Genomic DNA, 19520 nt, shown 5'->3' on the forward strand with positions numbered 1-19520 from the left:
TTATGGCCTTCACAGAGCTGTTTTAATCCCCATTAAACATCTTCATTAGTTTTTCTATAGCTTTAGGTTCATGCATCAGGATAGTATTATCCAAAGTAACCCGGGTAATTTCTGAAGCTCTTTTTAGCATTTGGTTTTCATAATGAGATAAAGCATCCTGGACGGTGTCATACTTGTTGCTAGTGAGGCATTCTGCAAGCTCATATGCATCCTGCATCGCCATATTTACTCCCTCTCCGGCATAAGGTGGCATTCTATGAGCAGCATCCCCTAACATGGTCAGGTTAGGAAGTGTTTCCCATTTTTGATCAAGCGGGTAGTGGTACTGAGGGCGTACAACAAATGATGAATCCTCACTCATAAACAATTCCTGCCAGGTCTCATTCCATGTTCCAAATTCTTTTCTGAACCATTCGAAGATCTGCTCTCGGTTACTAAAATCGATTCCGGATTCTCTGACCCAATTTTCATCGACTTTACATCCTGTATAAAAAGTGAGCGTACCATCTCCTTTGGTGCTGAACAATAATGTTTTTTCTTCATCCAATGCAAAAATTTTACCCCCTTCTACAAGTTTCCAGAGTTTTGGAGCATTAATAGCTGCGTGGTAAATATTTCCCTCAACCATAGTTATTCCTGAATAAACAGGCTGAATATCTGTAATATAAGGTCGTATTCTGGAGTTGGCTCCGTCAGCGGCAATAACGATGTCTGCATCATACGATTTCCCGTTTTTAAAATAAAGCCTCCAGCCATCACCTTGTTTTTCCATAGATAAAAACTGACTATCCCAAACCACGGTTCCCGGAGTAAGTGCTTCCAACAGAATTTTTCTTAATGGAGCCCTATCGATTTCAGGACGGTCTTCACTATGTGAATTCACTGAGTCATGTTCATTGAGATAAACTGTAAGGTCTTTGTCTAAAATTTTTAATTTTCCCGCATCTGGACGGTAGTGAGCGATAAAAGCATCCATTAACCCGGCTCTTTTTAAAGCTTCCAGTCCTGATTCTTCATGCAGATCCAAAGTTGCTCCCTGTACACGGACATCTTTATGCTCATCACGCTCATAAACTTGAACTTCAGCTTTGTTGATCTGCAGGAGATTTGCCAAAGTAAGCCCGCCGGGACCACCACCAATAATGGCTATTTTTTTATTTTGTACTATCATAATCTATTAAATTATGACGTAAAATTACTTCCCGGGAAGAACAGAAAATTGTATAAATCGGTCGTTTTTATTTTGGCTGAGTTCTTTTGGGAGAAATCCGGAAAGCCTTTTAATCTCTTTTATAAAATGAGACTGGTCACTAAAGTTTTGTTCGGGGAAAAGTTTTCCTTCTTTAATATGTGTAAAAGAGGCTCTGAATCTGAGAATTCCACAATAAGACTTTAAGGAAATACCGTATTGCTGATTAAAATAACGGTTGATCTGCCGTTCACTCCATATCACCTTTTCAGAAAGTTCTTTCACAGAAATATCTCCGTTGGCAGAGTAGATAAGGTCAAACAGCTTCCGTTTCCGCTCATCAATTTTCCGCAGAGAAAGTTCAGATGCTATTTTCTCTGTTGCTTTTTTACAGAACTGATTAAAATCGTTCATATCATCCACAGTGAAACCCCAGAAATTCTCAGGCAGGTTCTTAGCATAATCTAAAATATCAGAAACAGTTTCGTGAAGTATATATTCGGTTGCCAGTAAATTAAAACTAATTGCAAAGGTTTTGGATTTTTCAGCAATTACAATTTCTTCAGGATGTGTTCCAATGCCTAAAAGAACAATATGAAAAGGCATTGTGGAGGACTGTGACAATATAATATCTATCCTTCCATCAGGTAAAAGAATAGTTTCTTTTGTTTCTGACGGATTATCCAACATCCAGAAACTTTCTACAAAGTCTTTAAGAGAAGGCTCAGGCAGTTGAGAAGCATAGATAAGATTATTAGTCAGTTCCATAAATTAATACTTTCTCAATTTCAGGAATATTTAAATTTTCTGATTTATTTTTTAATAAGCCTATACATAAAAAATGAATTCATCTAGGTTTTCTGGAATTGCATTCATTGGACTATAATAATCTAAAAGTAGAAATTACTTTCCGAACTGTGATGCTTTCCATGCATTAATCATTTGCTCTCCCTTTTTTGGATCCAAAAACATTAAATTAACTGAAAATTCCTTTTTATCAAACAATCTGCTGTACATTTGAAACTCCAGTATCATATTGTTGGGAAGGGTCATTTTAATTGTATACTTGTTGAAAACTAAATTATTAATTTTTTCCTTTGTACTGATGGTATCAAATTTTGCTTTTGGCATATTCTCTTTGAATGCTTTGTACAAAACTTCATTAACTGCTTTGTTTGATTCATCATAATTACCATCAACTTTTGGATCAAAAGGCTGATAATTGGCTTCCAGATAATTAAAATTATCAGATTTAAAAACAAAAATAGTTTTAGATTGATTGATAACTGGCTGACCCGTTGTTTTTTCAAGCACTTCCTGTCCTCTTCCTTGCAACTTTGCCCATTCATCATTATTTACTTTTTCAAAGTTTTTTGGAATTTGAATCTTCCATTTGAAATCACTGTTGTAGAAATCTGTATCAGTATTTTGAGCATAAGATATCTGAGACAATAATAGGGATACAATTAAGATATAGAGGTTTCTCATTTGAAAATTTTTCAGGTTCAAAATTATGAAATCTTATCTTAAGCCACCGGCAATCCAAAATAGAATGTACTTCCTTGGTTGGGTGCACTTTTTACTCCAATTTCACCATGTTGTTTTTCGATAAAGTTTTTCGAAATGGCCAGCCCTAGGCCGGTTCCGTTCTGATGTTCTCCCGGTACCTGAAAGTAGCGGTCGAAAATCTGGCGGTGGTATTTTTCATCAATTCCGCTTCCTGTGTCTGTGATGCTAAATAAGATCATTGCTTCAGACTTCTCTACCAGTATCCGGATGTTTTCGTCCTGAAAAGAATGTTTAATGGCGTTACTCAGGAAGTTATTCATCACCCAAACGGTTTTATCAAAATCTGCGGAAACAAGATCTTCTTCACTTGTGAGAAAGTCGGTGCTGATAGAAATATTCTTTTGTTCCGCTAGTTTTTCAACATTTTTAATAGCGGTAGTAACAATTTCTTTCGGTGAGCAGCTTTTGATATTCAGACGGATATTTCCGGTTTCCACCTGCGACAGATTTAAAAGCTCACCTGTAATATCCAGGAGCCTTTGCCCGTCATCGTTGATGCTTTTCAATAATTCTTGTTGTTGATCATTAAGTTCTCCGAATTTCTGATTCCCTAAAAGCTGAACCCCCATTTTTATAGCCGCAATCGGGGTTTTTAACTCATGGGAAATCGTTGCTATAAAATTGGTTTTTGCAAAATCCAGCTCTTTGAAAGGGGTGATATTCCGGAGAAGGATTACCTTTCCGATATATTTTTTTTCCTTTTCGCCTGTTTTGGCAATATTAATGGGAACAATTTCCTGTTCGAAATAGTTCTCCTTATTATCAGAGACAATTTTGATCGGATCTTTTACAGGATGGTCCATATTTTTAAGCAGCTCCCTGATCAGGTCATTGTTTACAGCAACTTCATGAGCTGTTTTGCCAATAATTTCTTCCTTACGAAGGTTGGTGATTTTTAAAGCTTCATCATTGATCATGTAGATGTAATGATTTTCATCAAGTCCGATGACAGCGTCATGCATATTATTAACCAATGTTTCGATCCGCTTTTTATCCATCAGCTGTGTGGAAAGGGTACTGCTTTCGTATTCCTGTAGTTTCTCTGCCATGATATTGAAAGAGTTGGCCAGATCATTGAATTCTTCGCTTCCTTTAAAATGAACCCTTTCATTATAATTTTTATTGGCGATCTGCTTGATGCTGAAAGTCAGTTGGTTGATGGGCTCAGCAATAGTCTGTGGCAAATTAAACAAGAGGATAAAAGCGATAAGAAAACATACGGTTCCTAAACTTACGATCCAGAATGTGGCGCGTTCAGCAGTAACAATAGCAATGTCACTTTTACGCTCAATTCCTTTCATGTTCAGAGACATGATCTTTACTAAATCTTCACGGATAAGCTTTTCTTTTTTATAATCAGGTTGCTTCAGATAACTGCTGAAGTGGATCTTCAGATTCTGAGTGATTTCTTTTTCGCCGATTTCTGAAAGGTTATGTTCCTGTAGTGCATTATTTTTTTCAAAATCTCTGACGGAAACAACGCTGTCTGTGCTCATTCTGTCCAGGGCAATCAGCATATTTTTAGAATACTCAAGGCTGTTGTAATTGGCTGTAAGGATTTTCTCGGTGTCTGATTTTAGTTTATTGATGTACACAGAACCGATCACTGACAGTAAAACGATCAGTAAAAATAAAAGACCAACGCCTAATGTGAGTTTAGTTTTAAGTTTCATTACTCTTAAGATAAAATGATAATGTCTATCTGTCGTTCGTTCAATCGGTTCATTAAGGTATAAATCCAGCTATATCCCGAAATTCTTTGCCAGAAATGAGAATGTGGTTTTCCAATGCAAACCGTTGTAATATTATGCTGGATCACATAATCCAGAATCCCTTTATGAACGCTGTTTTCCTTTATCCTGATTACTTTAGCCCCCATTTCCTGTGCTAAATTAAAATTATTAATTAAATATCGTTGCTTATTTAGGGCTATTTTTTCCGGATTTTCCGAAGGTTTCTGTACATATAACACTGTCCACGGACTGTTGTAATAACTTGCCAGACGTGCTGTTTTCCGGATAATATTTTTGGCAATTTTCTCATTACTGCTTATGCAGGCGAGGAATTTTATAGGCTTAAAGTTTTCAGTTTTAATTTCTGTTTCTACCTTTCGTTCAACGTGGGTAGCAACTTCTTTTAAGGAAAGTTCCCGGAGCTGAAGAATATGTCCGCTTTGAAAGAAATTGTTCAGTGCTGTCTGAATTTTATCTTTTTTATAGATCTTTCCTTCTTTCAACCGCGTGAGAAGCTCATCAGCCGTTAGGTCTATATTCACAACTTCATCAGCAAGGGCTAGAACTTTATCAGGAACACGCTCAGTAACCTCCACACCGGTAATCTTTTTTACCTCTTCGTTCAGGCTCTCAATATGCTGGATGTTCATTGCGCTGATGACATTAATCCCATTATCAAGAATTTCAAGGACGTCCTGCCATCTTTTCTTATTTTTTGAACCTTCAACATTTGTATGAGCCAGCTCATCGACAAGAACTACCTCCGGATGCTCATTAATAATAGCCTGAAGATCCATTTCTTCAAGATTTTTACCCTTGTAGAAGACAGATCTCCTTGCTATTTCAGGAATGCCATCAACCAATGCCACGGTTTCTTCCCGACCGTGGGTCTCAATATAACCAATCTTTACATCAATACCATTTCGTAACAGGGCATGAGCTTCCTGAAGCATTCGGAAGGTTTTTCCCACACCAGCACTCATTCCAATATAGATCTTGAATTTTCCCTTTTTGGATTTTTGAATCAGTTCTAAAAATTGTTTTGCTGAAGACATTGATTTTATTCTTTTTAATTTGATTTTAAACACTTTTTATGTGATTAAATGATATTATTAAAACCAGGCTGCAAGGCTTGCTGTAATGAAAAAATTACCTTGTTGCATTTCATTATTCTTTACAAAGATCGCATCCTTAGAGGTAAAGCCTCGGGCTTCTGTACGGAAGACGACGTTTTTTAAAATGGCATAATCAACATTCACAGAATACCCAAAGGTTTGAAATCCGTTTGGTGTTTTTGTATTGATAATGACCCCGTTTTTATCATTATAATATTCTAATCTTCCACCTAAGGTCCATTTATTGTCAAGCTGATATTTCATGAGGACATTGGGAGTATACCAGATATTATATTGCTCACTTCCTTTTGATTTCTGTTCCGCACCGATATCAAAACCTATTACGGTAGAAAACTGTTTTGTCACCTGGAAAATCCCATGTAGGTCATGGAAGTAACGCATTCTTTTATCGTCTTTTGGCTTATCATTTCCTATAAATGAACTGCTGTTTAGTGTTATTTTATCATTAGGTTTGAAGGTCAGCTGATGTCCGAAAGAAATGGTTTGATTTCCGTCCGGCTTCGCTATCCTCTGCCATCCGTTCAATATCAATCCGCTTAAAAACCATTTTCCACTATCTGAAGTGTAAGAAATTTTGGCACCGGTTTCAAAATAAGGGGAGTTTTCAGCGGCCAGACTTCTGGTCAGATTGATGTTGTCTTTTCCTATTGCGCTTTCCCATCCGATATGAGAAGGCATTATCCCCGCATCGATCCATAAATTTTTATTTTTTGAAATTTTAATTCCAATATTTGCTTCATTTACATAACGTAAGGCGTTCTGTTCTGCTGCCATATTATCTTGTGCATAAGTTCCCGCCATCAAGGCAAAATTGGCACGGAGATGATCACTTTCGTAAGAAGCTTTTACCAAACCTAAGTTAAGATTTACTTCGTTATGTCTGTTGTAGGAATACAAGAAATTTTGGCGAAGATGATTACTGGGTTCATTGAAATCATAAGTGTAAAACAGTTCTGCATAAGCAGAAAATTTTACTTTAGGACTCAGTTTCATTGAATCTGAAGATTGTGCTTTCGGAAAAAAAATTCCTAATAGTATTCCAACAACAATATATTTTTTCATGTGGTTTTAATAGTTAAATGATATTATTACAATCTGAACATTACAGCGAGTGTAAATCTGCTGTCAGACTTTCTCAGATCCGGTCTCCATGATTCTATAGGAGTATCTATCCATCCATCCGGACTGGTTGTTCCTTCTCTTCCGGCAAAATAGGGGATATTGCTTTTTCTGAAGCCATATTCTAATCTGAAGGTCACAAACTGATTAGGCATGATATCTATTGTTGCTGTTCCCTGAAACATTTTAAGTTTTTCTCCTGATGCAATTGCATCGTTGAAATCATTCTGAGAAACAGGAGAAGGTGAAAATGCTAAATAAGCTCCCGGATTCGAAACCGCATCCGCTCTTAAAGTTAAAGCAATTTTATTATGGTGAAACCAGAGTCTGTTAGCAACGGAAGTACCAATCATATAATTGTCCCTGGCCTTTATACCGCCTCCACTTTGAAACCCGTAATGGTTATTGATACTGAATGCTGCCTGTGATAAGCCTTTGCTTTCTTTATTTTTATAGTATCTGGCTACAATACTGTGGTCGTGGTGAAAACGGCGAACTCCAGGGTTGTTTCTTGTATCTTTTCCGTTAAGATAAAAATTAGCTACCAGTTGTAGATTCTCTGTAGGACGATAATAATTGGAAACCCCTAAGCCAAGACCCGTATTCCAGGAATTGTAAGTTTGCCATCCATTGAGAACCCAGATCTCAGTTTTGAATTTTTTTGAAGGATAAGCCTGAATTCTTGCTCCCTGAAAGTAGAAAGGGGTAAAATCGCACACCAAACTTCTCTGGTAATTCCAGTTTTCTCCCAGTACATAACTTTCCAAGCCGATATAGCTCATGAAAATTCCGGCTTCCACATTCAAGCCGTGCATTACATTAAAGTGATAACCTGCTGCTGCTTCACGGATATATTTTAAATTACCTACGCTCGTATTTTTACCGTGATTTACAGTTCCATCAAGATCCTGAACGATGGAGCCCATTTGTCCGTACTGTAACCATAAACGGCCGATTACATTCTTATAATTGGTCTCTAAACCAATACTAGCCATATTAATGGTCACTTCATTAGAGCGTCCTATAGCTGAGGAAATAGTGTGTGTGTTATCTTTTGGGCGGTTAAAATCATAATTGTAATAAGCGTCCACATAGGTTACACCTGTAAGTATAGTTTCTCCATCTTTGTCTTTTAGGGTTAAAGGAAAATCGGTTTGACGATTCTGACCATTAATCCACGTCAGGTCATATCCATCAAAAGGAATTCTGGATTCCGTTTTTGTGATTAATGAATCTTTGGGTTTGCCAAGAAGGGAATCTTTTTTTATTTCCTGGCCGTTGATTTGGCTCAAAGCAGTAAGTCCTAAGAAACATGCTGCATGAAAAGTTTTTGATTTCATTATAAATATTGATAATAATGTGTTGCAGTAATGGTGGAAAAGGCTTTCCACTATAAAAGGGGGTTAAAAAAATGAATTCTGTAAACGGTAGGAATATTTTTATGATATAGAAACGAAATCTTTTCGTAATGGGAAACTTTGATATCCGTTTAGTTAGAATTTTAGATTACAGAATTCATATAAGCTGAGGTTCTTTTTTGATTACTAATTTTAATGTAAAGGAGATCTGCTTCTATTGTAATTTATCTAAAGCAATGTTGAGCTTCAGTACGTTGACTTTTGAAGATCCAAAAAGTCCCAATAGGGGTTTTTCAGTATTTGTTTTAACAAGACTTTCAATTCTGGCCTCAGAAAGATTTCTTTCTTTTGCCACTCTTTTTACCTGGTAAAGAGCTCCTGCTTCTGAAATATCAGGATCCAACCCGCTTCCACTGGCGGTAACAAGCTCTACAGGTACTTCTGTATCTTTCATTTCAGGATTCTGCATTTTTATAGTATCGATTCTCTTTTGAACTGTTTCCAGATACTCCTTATTACTTGGGCCTTTATTGCTTCCGGCACTCCCCGCGGCATTATAATTAGCTGCGGATGGACGGCTGTGAAAATATTTTGGCGACTTGAACTCCTGTCCGATATTAGCGTAGAACTTCTGGTCCCGATAAGTAATGGTTTCTGCATTTCCCTGTGTAGGAAGTAATTTTGAACCTATCAATACAAAAAGTAAATAAAAGCCCGTACAAACCAGCATGACGAATGTTAATTTTAATGCTGAAATAAAATAAATTTTCATTGTTTTAAATTTTAAAAGAATAAACTGATGAATAAATCAATAAGTTTTATTCCGATGAATGGAACAATAACACCTCCTAAACCATAGATCAAAAGATTTCTTCTGAGCAAAGCACTTGCGCCAATAGGTTTATAAGCCACACCTTTCAATGCCAATGGAATTAGTGCAGGAATGATAACCGCATTGAAAATGATTGCCGATAATATCGCAGATTCCGGGCTATGAAGATTCATGATATTCAACTTCTGAAGAGCTGGAATAAAAGTGATAAACAAAGCCGGGATGATGGCAAAATATTTAGCAACGTCATTTGCAATACTGAAAGTGGTAAGGGTTCCACGGGTCATTAATAATTGTTTTCCGATCTCTACAATTTCAATCAGCTTCGTAGGGTCATTATCAAGATCTACCATGTTTCCCGCTTCTTTCGCTGCTTGTGTCCCACTGTTCATGGCAACACCTACATCTGCCTGAGCTAAAGCCGGTGCATCATTCGTTCCATCTCCCATCATCGCAACCAGTTTTCCGGACTGCTGTTCTTTTTTGATGTAGTTCATTTTATCCTCAGGTTTAGCTTCAGCGATAAAATCATCAACACCTGCCTTTTCTGCAATAAACTTGGCCGTTAAAGGATTATCTCCGGTTACCATTACGGTTTTTACACCCATTTTTCTTAAACGCTGAAAACGTTCCTGGATTCCTGTTTTAATGATATCCTGTAGTTCAATTACTCCCCATACTTTCTCGTTTACCGACACCACCAACGGAGTTCCTCCGTTTTCAGAAATTTTAGTGGTTGCATCCTGAGTTTCCTGAGGAAAGATATTTCCTGCTTTTTCAGTTAATTTTTTAATCGTATCGTAAGCTCCTTTTCGGATACGTGTATCTTCGAAATCAATCCCTGACGTCCTTGTCTCTGCCGTAAAATCGATATAAGTAGGGCTGGAGACAATCAGGTCCTGAGGCTGTAGTTCACTCAGCTCAATAATTGATTTCCCTTCCGGTGTTTCATCCGCTACAGAACTTAAAGCTGCCGCTTTAATAAACTCATCAAGTTGTATGTTATTGGCAGGATGAAACTGGGTTGCTTTACGGTTCCCAATGGTGATGGTACCTGTTTTATCCAGAAGCAGAACGTCAATATCTCCGGCTGTTTCTACAGCTTTACCACTTTTGGTAATCACATTTGCTCTTAAAGCTCGGTCCATCCCGGCGATACCGATTGCAGAAAGCAAACCTCCAATTGTTGTCGGGATCAAACAAACGAAAAGGGATATAAATGCCGCAATAGTAATTGGGGTTTGCGCATAGTCTGCAAAGGGTTTTAGAGTAAGGGTAACGATTATAAAAGTAAGGGTGAACCCTGCTAAAAGTATGGTTAATGCGATTTCATTAGGTGTTTTTTGTCTGGATGCACCCTCAACAAGGGCAATCATTTTATCAAGAAAAGATTCACCGGGTTTTGTGGTTACTTTCACTTTGATACGGTCTGAAAGTACTTTGGTACCTCCGGTTACAGAGCTTTTATCACCACCTGCTTCACGAATGACCGGGGCACTTTCCCCCGTAATGGCTGACTCATCAATTGTTGCGAGCCCTTCGATGATTTCACCATCCATAGGAATCTGATCACCCGCTTCACAAAGGAAGATATCTCCTAATTTCATTTCAGCAGACATTTTTAATGTAGTCTCTACCTGAAATCCGGGCTTGTTGTCAACAATTAGTTTAGCAGGAGTTTCTTCACGTGTTTTTCGAAGGGTATCAGCCTGGGCTTTTCCTCTTGCCTCAGCAATGGCTTCAGCAAAGTTGGCAAACAATACGGTGAAGAATAAAATGATAAATACTAAAAAATTATATAAGAAGCTACCCTGTGTTTTATCACCCGTTAAGCTGAATAAGCTTACGATGAGCATAACGACGGTTCCGACTTCTACCAGAAACATCACTGGATTTTTAAACATAATTTTCGGATTCAGTTTTACGAAAGACTGTTTGATAGCCTCATTGACCAAATCTTTTTGAAATAATGTTTGTGATTGATTTTTCATTGTTGAAAAGAATTATATAATTGTTAATCAAGAGGAACCATTAAGGTTGGTTAAAATAATAAGGTGAGGTATGGATAATATTATTCAAGTGAATGTTTCTATGATATCAGACTAGTTTGAATTTCCTTGATTTCAGATCCTTAATGGTCCTGTTGATTTTTACTTGGTAGTGTTCACGTTTATTTAGAAAAATACTGGATTTGCTCTGCAATAGGTCCCAGTGTCAATGCAGGGAAGAAAGATAATGCTGCTATCAGAAGTATCACCGCGAGAGTCATAAATCCGAAAGTTGCAGTATCTGTTTTTAAAGTACCGGCACTTTCAGGGATATATTTCTTCTGAGCCAGGTATCCTGCAATTGCGATAGGACCGATAATAGGTATAAACCTTGAAAGCAGCAGTACTATTCCTGTAGAGATATTCCACCATGGAGTATTATCGCCTAATCCTTCAAACCCTGATCCGTTGTTGGCAGATGAAGAAGTGAATTCATATAGCATTTCACTGAAGCCATGGAATCCCGGGTTATTCAGCGTTTTGGCTCCGAACTCAGGGAAATAAGCCGTTAATGCTGTTCCCACAAGAATTAAAAACGGGTGAAACAAAGCCACAATCATCGCAATTTTCATTTCTTTTGCTTCGATTTTTTTACCCAAAAACTCGGGTGTTCTTCCCACCATTAATCCACTAATGAATACAGCAAGAATAATAAAAATGAAATAGTTTAAAATTCCGACACCACAACCTCCGTAAAAACAGTTGATCATCATAGCAAGAAGCTGATTCATTCCTGAAAGAGGCATCATACTGTCATGCATTGCATTGACTGAGCCTGTAGAAATAACAGTTGTAGCAATACTCCAATATCCCGAAGCAGCACTTCCAAAACGTATTTCTTTGCCCTCCATTGCACCTAGCTGATGATCGGCACCCATCTGTGTGATCAGTGGATTTCCATGGATTTCATTTAAGATGGTAGGAGTGGCCAATGCCAGAAAGCCTATGGTCATTACTGAAAATATCGTCCATGAAAGTCTTTTCTTTTTTAAATAAAATCCCAATGCGAATACCAAAGCGAATGGAATGATCATCTGAGTGACCATTTCTGTCATATTAGTTAAATAATTAGGATTTTCAAGAGGATGTGCCGAATTGGTTCCAAAGAAGCCACCACCATTAGTTCCCAAATGCTTGATGGCAATGAAAGCCGCGGCGGGTCCCCTGGAGATATCGACTTTTTGTCCTTCCAGAGTAGTGATATGATCTTTTCCTTCAAAAGTCATCGGGCTTCCGTTGGCAGAAAGAATCAGAGCAACAACAATACTTATTGGGATCAGGATTCTGATCATGGATTTAGTGAAAAAATCAAAGAAGTTTCCCAATTCTGTTGTTGTCTTTTCTTTAAATGCTTTGAAAAGTACAGCCATAGCAGCCATTCCGGTTGCAGCAGTTACAAATTGAAGAAACATTAAATACAGCTGGCTTAAATAACTGACACCCGTTTCCCCTGAATAATGCTGAAGGTTACAGTTGACTAAAAATGATATTGCCGTATTAAAAGCAAGATCGGGAGACATATTAGGGTTTCCGTCGGGATTTAAAGGAAGCCAGGATTGATTGAGTAAAATGAAAAATCCAATAATCAACCACACCAGATTGATACTCAACATGGCAAACATATTTTGCTTCCATGTCATTTGACGGTTAGGGTTAATTCCGGATATTTTATAAATTAATTTTTCAATGGGCTGGAAAACAGGATCCAAAAAGGTTTTTTTATGGCCATAAACATTAGCAATATATTTTCCTAAAAATATTCCTATTACCAATGTGATAACAAACATCGCTATGATGCCTAAAATTTCTGTGTTCATGATAGATTAAAATTTTTCTGGTTTTATAAGAACATAGCAGATATACACGAAGGCCAGTATTGAAAGAAAAAACAAACTCCACATAGCTTTATATTTTATCAAAAAATTCAACGGACTTATACAATAGCCAAAATAAAATGGCACTCAGGACTAATAAAATTATCAACATCATCTTATCATAATTAAGGTTAAAAGGGTAAACAGTACATAAGACACGATCAGGAAGCTGAACTTCGAATGACGCCGTGTTTTGAATGTTTTTTTTGAAATAGTCATTTTAAAATATTTATTATGTTATCCCTAATGCCAAAAAAGAATCCATTCTTTTGTTTTTTATTTTAATGTTTTGTATTACAGTGTTTTATTGGTATTTTGAAAAGGTGTTGAAAACAAAAAAGCCTATCAAAATGATAGGCTCTTTATTAAAATGATAGGCTTGTTTTTATCGTAATCCGTATTCTTCCAGCTTGCGGTATAATGTGGCAATACCGATTTCCAGAAGTCTTGCAGCCTCGGCTTTGTTTCCTTTAGTATAATGTAAAACTTTTTGTATATGTTCTTTTTCTAGTGAACGGATGCTTAAAGAATCCTTATCACCGGTCACTTTTTCTGAGTAGTGCGGAAGGCTCTCAGCATTCAGAATATTCTCGTTCATTAATATCAAACTTCTTTCTACCGTATTTCGCAATTCGCGGATGTTCCCTTTCCAGTCATTTTTTTCCAGTGTTTTATAGTACTCGGGAAACACCTGTACAGCGCTGAGGTGCAATTTATGAGAGAACATATCAATAAAATTCTTTGCAAGAATTTTTAAGTCTTCTTTCCTTTCACGAAGAGGAGGAAGGCTAATCTCAAAGACATTCAATCTGAAATACAGGTCTTCTCTAAAGTTTCCTTGTTTTATTTCTTCTTCCAGGTTTCTGTTTGTAGCAGCGATCAACCTGAAATCTGACTTCGAAACCTTGGTTTCACCCATTTTAATGAATTCATGGGTTTCAAGAACACGGAGTAATTTAGCCTGAAGCTCCATAGGCATTTCTCCGATTTCATCTAAAAATAAAGTCCCGCCATTAGCTTCTTCTACCAAACCCTTTTTGTCTTTTACCGCTCCAGTAAATGAACCTTGTTTATGGCCAAAAAGTTCGCTTTCAAGAATTTCTTTGCTGAATGCAGAACAGTTGATGGCAACAAAATTATTTTTCTTCCTCTCACTTCCGTAATGGATAGCGTTGGCAAAGACTTCCTTTCCTGTTCCGGTTTCTCCTGTTAAAAGTACTGTAGCATCCGTTAGAGCAACCCTTTCCGCTAATTTTTTAGCCTCCAGGATGGCAGGTGAATGACCGATGATCTGATTAAATCCTTTTTGTGAATCCTTCTTCTGGACAATTTTAGATTTATTATCCTTTACTTTATCCAGTGCTTTATACACCAAAGGAATAATTTTATCATTATCATCACCTTTTACCAAGTAATCGTAGGCGCCGTTTTTCATTGCCTGAACCGCATCCGTAATATTTCCGAAGGCTGTCATAAGAATAACTTCCTGATGCGGATATTTTGTTTTAATGGATTTTACAAGCTCAACTCCAAATGCATCCGGAAGCCGGACATCGCTTAAAACGACATCAAATTCGTATTGCTCAAGCATCGTCATAGCAGAACGGGCAGTAGAAGCTTCTTTAACATTAAAATCTTCCTGAGAAAGAATCATTCCCAAAAGTTTGAGAAGTTTAAGCTCATCATCGATGATCAGAATATTTCCGGACATGGTATAAATTTTAGGTAAAACCTTCTGCAAACTTAATCAAACTTACAGATACAAACCGAATGTGAGAGATTTTATTTATTGTAAAATGTATTATTGGATAAAGTACCATATGATCCTGGTCGGTAATAAATCGCCTTTTCAATTCGGCAAATTGGCAATTCAGCAATTCCACTTTTTGAATTGCCATCATAGATGTAATAATTATAAAAGTAATATGCTTTCTTTTAGTATTCCTTACATTTGTAAAGCATTCTGTTTTAATGAATGAAAATGAATTTACATATGACGGACAAAAGATACAAGGAAACAATTCATACCGATAAAAACAACTACGAATATATAACCATTACTCATGATGAAAACGGAGTCAGAATCTATACCCTTAAAAACGGATTAAAAGTATTTCTTGCCCAGAATTTTGATTCGCCAAGGATTCAGACCTATATTCCCGTAAGAACCGGAAGCAACAATGACCCTTCTGATAATACAGGGCTAGCCCATTATCTGGAGCATATGATGTTTAAAGGAACCTCAGGAATCGGAACCCAAAACTGGGAAAAAGAAAAGGTTTTGTTAGATCAGATTTCAGAATTGTACGAACAACATAAGGCGGAGGCCGATCCTGAAAAGAAGAAAGAAATCTATAAAAAAATAGATAAGGTATCTCAGGAGGCCAGTCAATATGCTATAGCGAATGAATATGATAAAGTGATCTCATCATTGGGAGCAAGCGGAACTAATGCGCATACGTGGTTTGATGAGACGGTTTATAAAAACAACATTCCCAGTAACGAGCTTGAGAAATGGCTGAAAGTTGAAAAAGAGCGATTTTCAGAAATTGTGTTACGTCTTTTTCATACTGAGCTGGAATCAGTATACGAAGAATTTAACCGGGCGCAGGATAATGACTCTAGGTTAGTAAATTATGAACTGATGGATGCTCTTTTTCCTACCCATGCCAATGGCCAACAAACAACTCTGGGAAAAGCCGAACATTTGAAAAATCCTTCCATGAAGGCGATTCACAAATATTTCGATGAATATTATGTTCCTAATAACTATGCCATGGTCATGGTTGGTGATCTTGACTATGAACGTACGATTCAGCTTATAGATCAATATTTCGGAACGATTCCTTATAAAGAATTACCAAAGAAAACTCCGGTGGTAGAACAGCCTCTCCGGGGAATTGTAGAAAGAACTGTAAAAAGTCCGACCACACCGAGGGTTCAGATGGCCTGGAGAACGGATAGCTATGGAACCCGGGAAGCTATGTTGGCAGATATTACTGCAAATATTATGAGTAACAGGGGAGAAGCCGGATTACTGGACCTTAATATTAATCAGACCCAACGGATGTTATGGGCACAGGCATTTTCAGTAGGATTAAAGCAATATGGATATTTTTCAATTGTGGCTGTTCCTAAAGAAACCCAATCTTTGAAAGATGCAAAGGATATGGTTTTGGAGCAGATAGAACTGATTAAAAGAGGAGAGTTTCCGGATTGGATGCTTCCTGCCATCATCAATGATTTCAAACTTCAGAGAATGAAGGCTCTTGAAACCGCTGATGGTTTGGCTACCAATCTCTATGATACCTATATAAAAGGAAGAACCTGGGAAGAGGAGCTTAATGAAATGGATGTATATGCTTCATTCACAAAACAGGATGTTATTCATTTTGCCAATGATTTTTTCAAGGACAATTATGTTCTGATAAATAAGGAAAAAGGAGTTAATGACAAGCTGATCAGGGTTGAAAACCCCGGAATTACACCGATTAAGATTAACAGAGATGCTCAATCGGAATTTTTAAAACAGATTTTAGCGGAAAAAACGGAAGATATTCAACCTGAATTTATTGATTATGATAAAGAGATCATAACCGGACAGGTTAAGGATAAGAAACTTAGCTTTGTCAAAAACAAATATAACGATATAGCACAGGTCTATTTCATTTTCCCGCTTGGAAGCGATCATGATCGTGATCTGGCAATATCAACGCAGCTGCTCCAATATTTGGGAACTGAAGATTATGCTCCTGAAGATCTGAAGAAAGAGTTCTTTAAAATTGGTGTGAGTAATGATTTTAAAACAACCAATGATCAGTTAACGGTTTCATTGAGCGGTTTGGAGGAAAACATTGAAAAAGGAATTCGCCTTCTTCAACACTGGATGTATAAAGTAAAGCCGGATCAGGAAATCTACAAACAGTTTGTAGAAACAGTTCTTGAAAACCGTGAAGCGATGAAAAAAGATAAAAACCGGATCATGACTGCTCTAACGAATTACACCAAGTTGGGCGAATTTTCCAGGTTTACAGATGTGATTTCTAAAGAGGAGCTTCAAAACAGTGAAGTTGAAATATTTACGGACAGAATGAAAAGAATGTTCGCGTTTCCATATCAGATATTCTTCTACGGAAAAAATCTGGAGAATTTCAAAACGTATATTGACAATTATGTTGAGGTTTCAAGCCTTGAAATTCCGGAGCCTAAGAAATATCCCGAGCCTGAAACCGATGGGAAAGTGAATTTCATCAATTATGATATGGTACAGGTTGAAATGAGCAAAATAGGTAGAGGGCACAATATCAATAATGCTAACTTGGGTAAGATTAACGTTTTCAACGAATATTTTGGACGGGGATTGTCTTCCATTGTATTTCAGGAGATCCGGGAGAGCAAGAGCTTAGCTTATTCAGCATACGTTTCTTATGCTGCAAATTCAGAATCCGGACACCCGGATTATGTAACGACATATATTGGGACACAGCCTGATAAGCTACAGATTGCTGTAGATACGATGTCTGAACTGATGAATGAACTCCCTGAAGTGCCCATCCAATTTGAAAATGCAAAAAGTACAGCTCTGAAACAGATCGCTTCTACGAGAATTACCAGAACTAACATTTTCTTTAATACATTAAGATTAAAGAAGATCGGAATTAGTCATGATTTCAGAAAAGATATGTATGAGGAAATTCAAAAGTTGGATTTTAACGGGATAAAAGAATTTTACCGGACAGAAATAAAACCCTTGCGTTTTAATACAGCTATTCTAGGCAAAAAAGAGAATCTTGATATGGACGCTGTCAATAAAATGGGGAGTTTTAAAGAAGTCAGTTTAAAAGATATTTTTGGACATTAGATATTAATATATTATACTAATCATATTAAACCCCGAAGAAATTCGGGGTTTAATATTTCATAACCTTTGATTAAAAATATAAGCTATGCTTTTTTCTGCATTATTGAACACTGCAGTAAAAATTAATGGGAGCTTAACAATTTTATAATATGTAAGAAATTCTTATTTGTAAATATTGAGTCAAATTTGTCCACCGAAATATTATTAGTATTCTGTATATGGAACTTTTGCTGTATTGTCTTTGAAGATAAAATTATATAGAATGCTGGTATCAGAGAAGCATTGACTATGAAAAGAAGAAAATTTTTGACAAATATTCCGCTTGCCGTTTCAGGGGTATTTCTGGGAGGACCTGCAGCCAGCTTGCTGGCACAAGCTCCGAAGGAAGATATAAACAAAAAAAAGAAACTGCTGTTTACGGTAGCTCACATTACAGACGTACACTTACCGGCAGATCCTAAAATAATGGAAAGGTTTGTAAAATGTCTTAAAGAAATTAAAAACAGGAAAGTAGATTTCTTCCTTAACACAGGAGACTCCATTATGGCTGTGGACCGGGAAAGCTCTACCCGTCAGGAAGTATATGACCAGTGGAATGCCTGGGATAACTGTATGAAGGAAATTGCAGACTATGATATGTATAGTTGCGTCGGAAATCATGACATCTGGTGGGCAGGTGAAAAATCAGATGAAATGCATGGAGTTCCCTATGCGGCCAAAAGGCTTAAAATGCCTAAGCGTTATTACAGTGCTAAAAAAGAGAAATGGCATTTTATAATGTTGGATGGCAATAACTCTGGTATTACCCTGGATCCTGAACAAATGAACTGGCTGAAACAACAATTAGAAAATATTCCGCAGGGAGAATATGCATTAATTATGTCGCATTATCCTATACTTACAGTTACAGGATCCTGGGAAGGAGGGCAGCATAAAGACCATAATGCATTGAAAGACTTGTTTTATAAGCATAAAGATAAAGTGAAAGGCTGTCTTAGTGGTCATCAGCATCTCCTCGACAGAGCATGGTATAATGATGTATATTATTTCTGTAACGGAGCTATGTCAGGATTTTGGTGGGGGGAAGGAGACAAGCGTTCCGCGAAACCTTTCTATTATCAGGAAACACCACCGGGATATGCTATATTAAAATTTTATGATGACGGCTCATTTGAGAATGAATACATAATTCATCATTATTAATATATATTATGTAAACAGAGACTGGCTTTTTAAGTCTGTCTTTGTTTTTATAGTACTTTATAAACATTCAGAAATCTGGATTGTCTTATTATTTTTAATTTTTGCAATACCAATTAAAAGTTTTGTCTCCGGTAGTCAATAAGTTATGGATATTATGTTAAAAAAGTTTATTAAAAGCTTGGCCGGTATCATTAAAGTTTATACTTTTGCCCCACTGAAAACGAGAGATAGTAGGTAGCGCAGAAGAGGGTAATTATAAACGAAGATTTAAAAAAAATAAATACTAATTTATTTTGAAAATTGAGAAAAGTTTGTATCTTTGCAGTCCCAATTAAGGGAGCGCGGAGTAAAATTGAGATAAGTGTTAGAGAGGGATTAAGGTTACAGAAAAAACTTTAAAATTTTCTTCAAAAACATTTGGTCAGTTCAAAAACATTAATTACTTTTGCACTCGCAAATCTAAAGCAAAAACGACAGAAAAAAAGCTTTAGAGAAAAGCGGAAGAAAAGAGATCATTGAAATACAATATAACAACCAAGTAAGGAAAAACTAAAGCGTCAAAACTTTGAGTGAGTCAGACAAACATACAATGGAGAGT

13 protein-coding genes are annotated in these 19520 nt (G+C 36.8%); 2 read left to right on the top strand and 11 right to left on the bottom strand.

Going from position 1 to position 19520, the window contains the following annotated elements; all coding sequences use genetic code 11:
• Nucleotides 1-22: 22 nt before the first annotated feature.
• The 11 genes from G9C87_RS19165 to G9C87_RS19215 all read right to left on the bottom strand — a co-directional run bounded on the left by G9C87_RS19165 (nt 23) and on the right by G9C87_RS19215 (nt 14569).
• Nucleotides 23-1171 carry an FAD-dependent oxidoreductase gene (locus tag G9C87_RS19165; RefSeq protein ID WP_172284139.1) on the bottom strand — a complete coding sequence of 383 codons (1149 nt, stop codon included), beginning with the start codon at nt 1169-1171 and terminating at the stop codon, nt 23-25.
• A gap of 24 nt (nt 1172-1195) precedes the next feature.
• A complete protein-coding gene (locus G9C87_RS19170) occupies nt 1196-1957 on the bottom strand; it encodes a helix-turn-helix domain-containing protein (protein ID WP_172284141.1) in 762 nt (253 codons plus the stop codon).
• A gap of 135 nt (nt 1958-2092) precedes the next feature.
• Nucleotides 2093-2677, bottom strand: coding sequence for a hypothetical protein (locus G9C87_RS19175; protein ID WP_172284143.1), 585 nt, complete (start codon nt 2675-2677; stop codon nt 2093-2095).
• Between the two features lie 38 nt (nt 2678-2715).
• Nucleotides 2716-4431 carry an ATP-binding protein gene (locus tag G9C87_RS19180; protein WP_172284145.1) on the bottom strand — a complete coding sequence of 572 codons (1716 nt, stop codon included), beginning with the start codon at nt 4429-4431 and terminating at the stop codon, nt 2716-2718.
• Nucleotides 4432-4436: 5 nt separating this feature from the next.
• Nucleotides 4437-5546 carry a sensor protein KdpD gene (locus G9C87_RS19185; RefSeq protein WP_172284147.1) on the bottom strand — a complete coding sequence of 370 codons (1110 nt, stop codon included), beginning with the start codon at nt 5544-5546 and terminating at the stop codon, nt 4437-4439.
• A gap of 57 nt (nt 5547-5603) precedes the next feature.
• Entirely contained in the window at nt 5604-6689 is a 1086-nt protein-coding gene (locus G9C87_RS19190; RefSeq protein WP_172284149.1) for a porin, read from the bottom strand.
• 26 nt (nt 6690-6715) lie between these two features.
• Nucleotides 6716-8086, bottom strand: a complete 1371-nt coding sequence (locus G9C87_RS19195) for an outer membrane beta-barrel protein (protein WP_172284151.1) — start codon at nt 8084-8086, stop codon at nt 6716-6718.
• Between the two features lie 232 nt (nt 8087-8318).
• Nucleotides 8319-8876 carry a potassium-transporting ATPase subunit KdpC gene (gene kdpC, locus G9C87_RS19200; RefSeq protein ID WP_172284153.1) on the bottom strand — a complete coding sequence of 186 codons (558 nt, stop codon included), beginning with the start codon at nt 8874-8876 and terminating at the stop codon, nt 8319-8321.
• An 11-nt stretch (nt 8877-8887) separates the two neighbouring features.
• The gene (gene kdpB, locus G9C87_RS19205; protein WP_172284155.1) at nt 8888-10927 is read right to left on the bottom strand and encodes a potassium-transporting ATPase subunit KdpB; all 2040 of its coding nucleotides are present in this window, start codon (nt 10925-10927) and stop codon (nt 8888-8890) included.
• Nucleotides 10928-11106: 179 nt separating this feature from the next.
• Nucleotides 11107-12801 carry a potassium-transporting ATPase subunit KdpA gene (gene kdpA / locus G9C87_RS19210; protein ID WP_172284157.1) on the bottom strand — a complete coding sequence of 565 codons (1695 nt, stop codon included), beginning with the start codon at nt 12799-12801 and terminating at the stop codon, nt 11107-11109.
• A gap of 442 nt (nt 12802-13243) precedes the next feature.
• The gene (locus tag G9C87_RS19215; RefSeq protein WP_172284159.1) at nt 13244-14569 is read right to left on the bottom strand and encodes a sigma-54-dependent transcriptional regulator; all 1326 of its coding nucleotides are present in this window, start codon (nt 14567-14569) and stop codon (nt 13244-13246) included.
• 282 nt (nt 14570-14851) lie between these two features.
• Here G9C87_RS19215 and G9C87_RS19220 point away from each other — a divergent pair, with 282 nt between their 5' ends.
• Complete coding sequence (locus G9C87_RS19220) at nt 14852-17719, top strand: M16 family metallopeptidase (RefSeq protein ID WP_172284161.1); 2868 nt, start codon at nt 14852-14854, stop codon at nt 17717-17719.
• A 288-nt stretch (nt 17720-18007) separates the two neighbouring features.
• Entirely contained in the window at nt 18008-18922 is a 915-nt protein-coding gene (locus tag G9C87_RS19225; protein WP_172284163.1) for a metallophosphoesterase family protein, read from the top strand.
• Nucleotides 18923-19520: the final 598 nt, after the last annotated feature.

The sequence above is a fragment of the Chryseobacterium sp. LAM-KRS1 genome (assembly GCF_013184525.1).
GTDB lineage: Bacteria > Bacteroidota > Bacteroidia > Flavobacteriales > Weeksellaceae > Chryseobacterium > Chryseobacterium proteolyticum.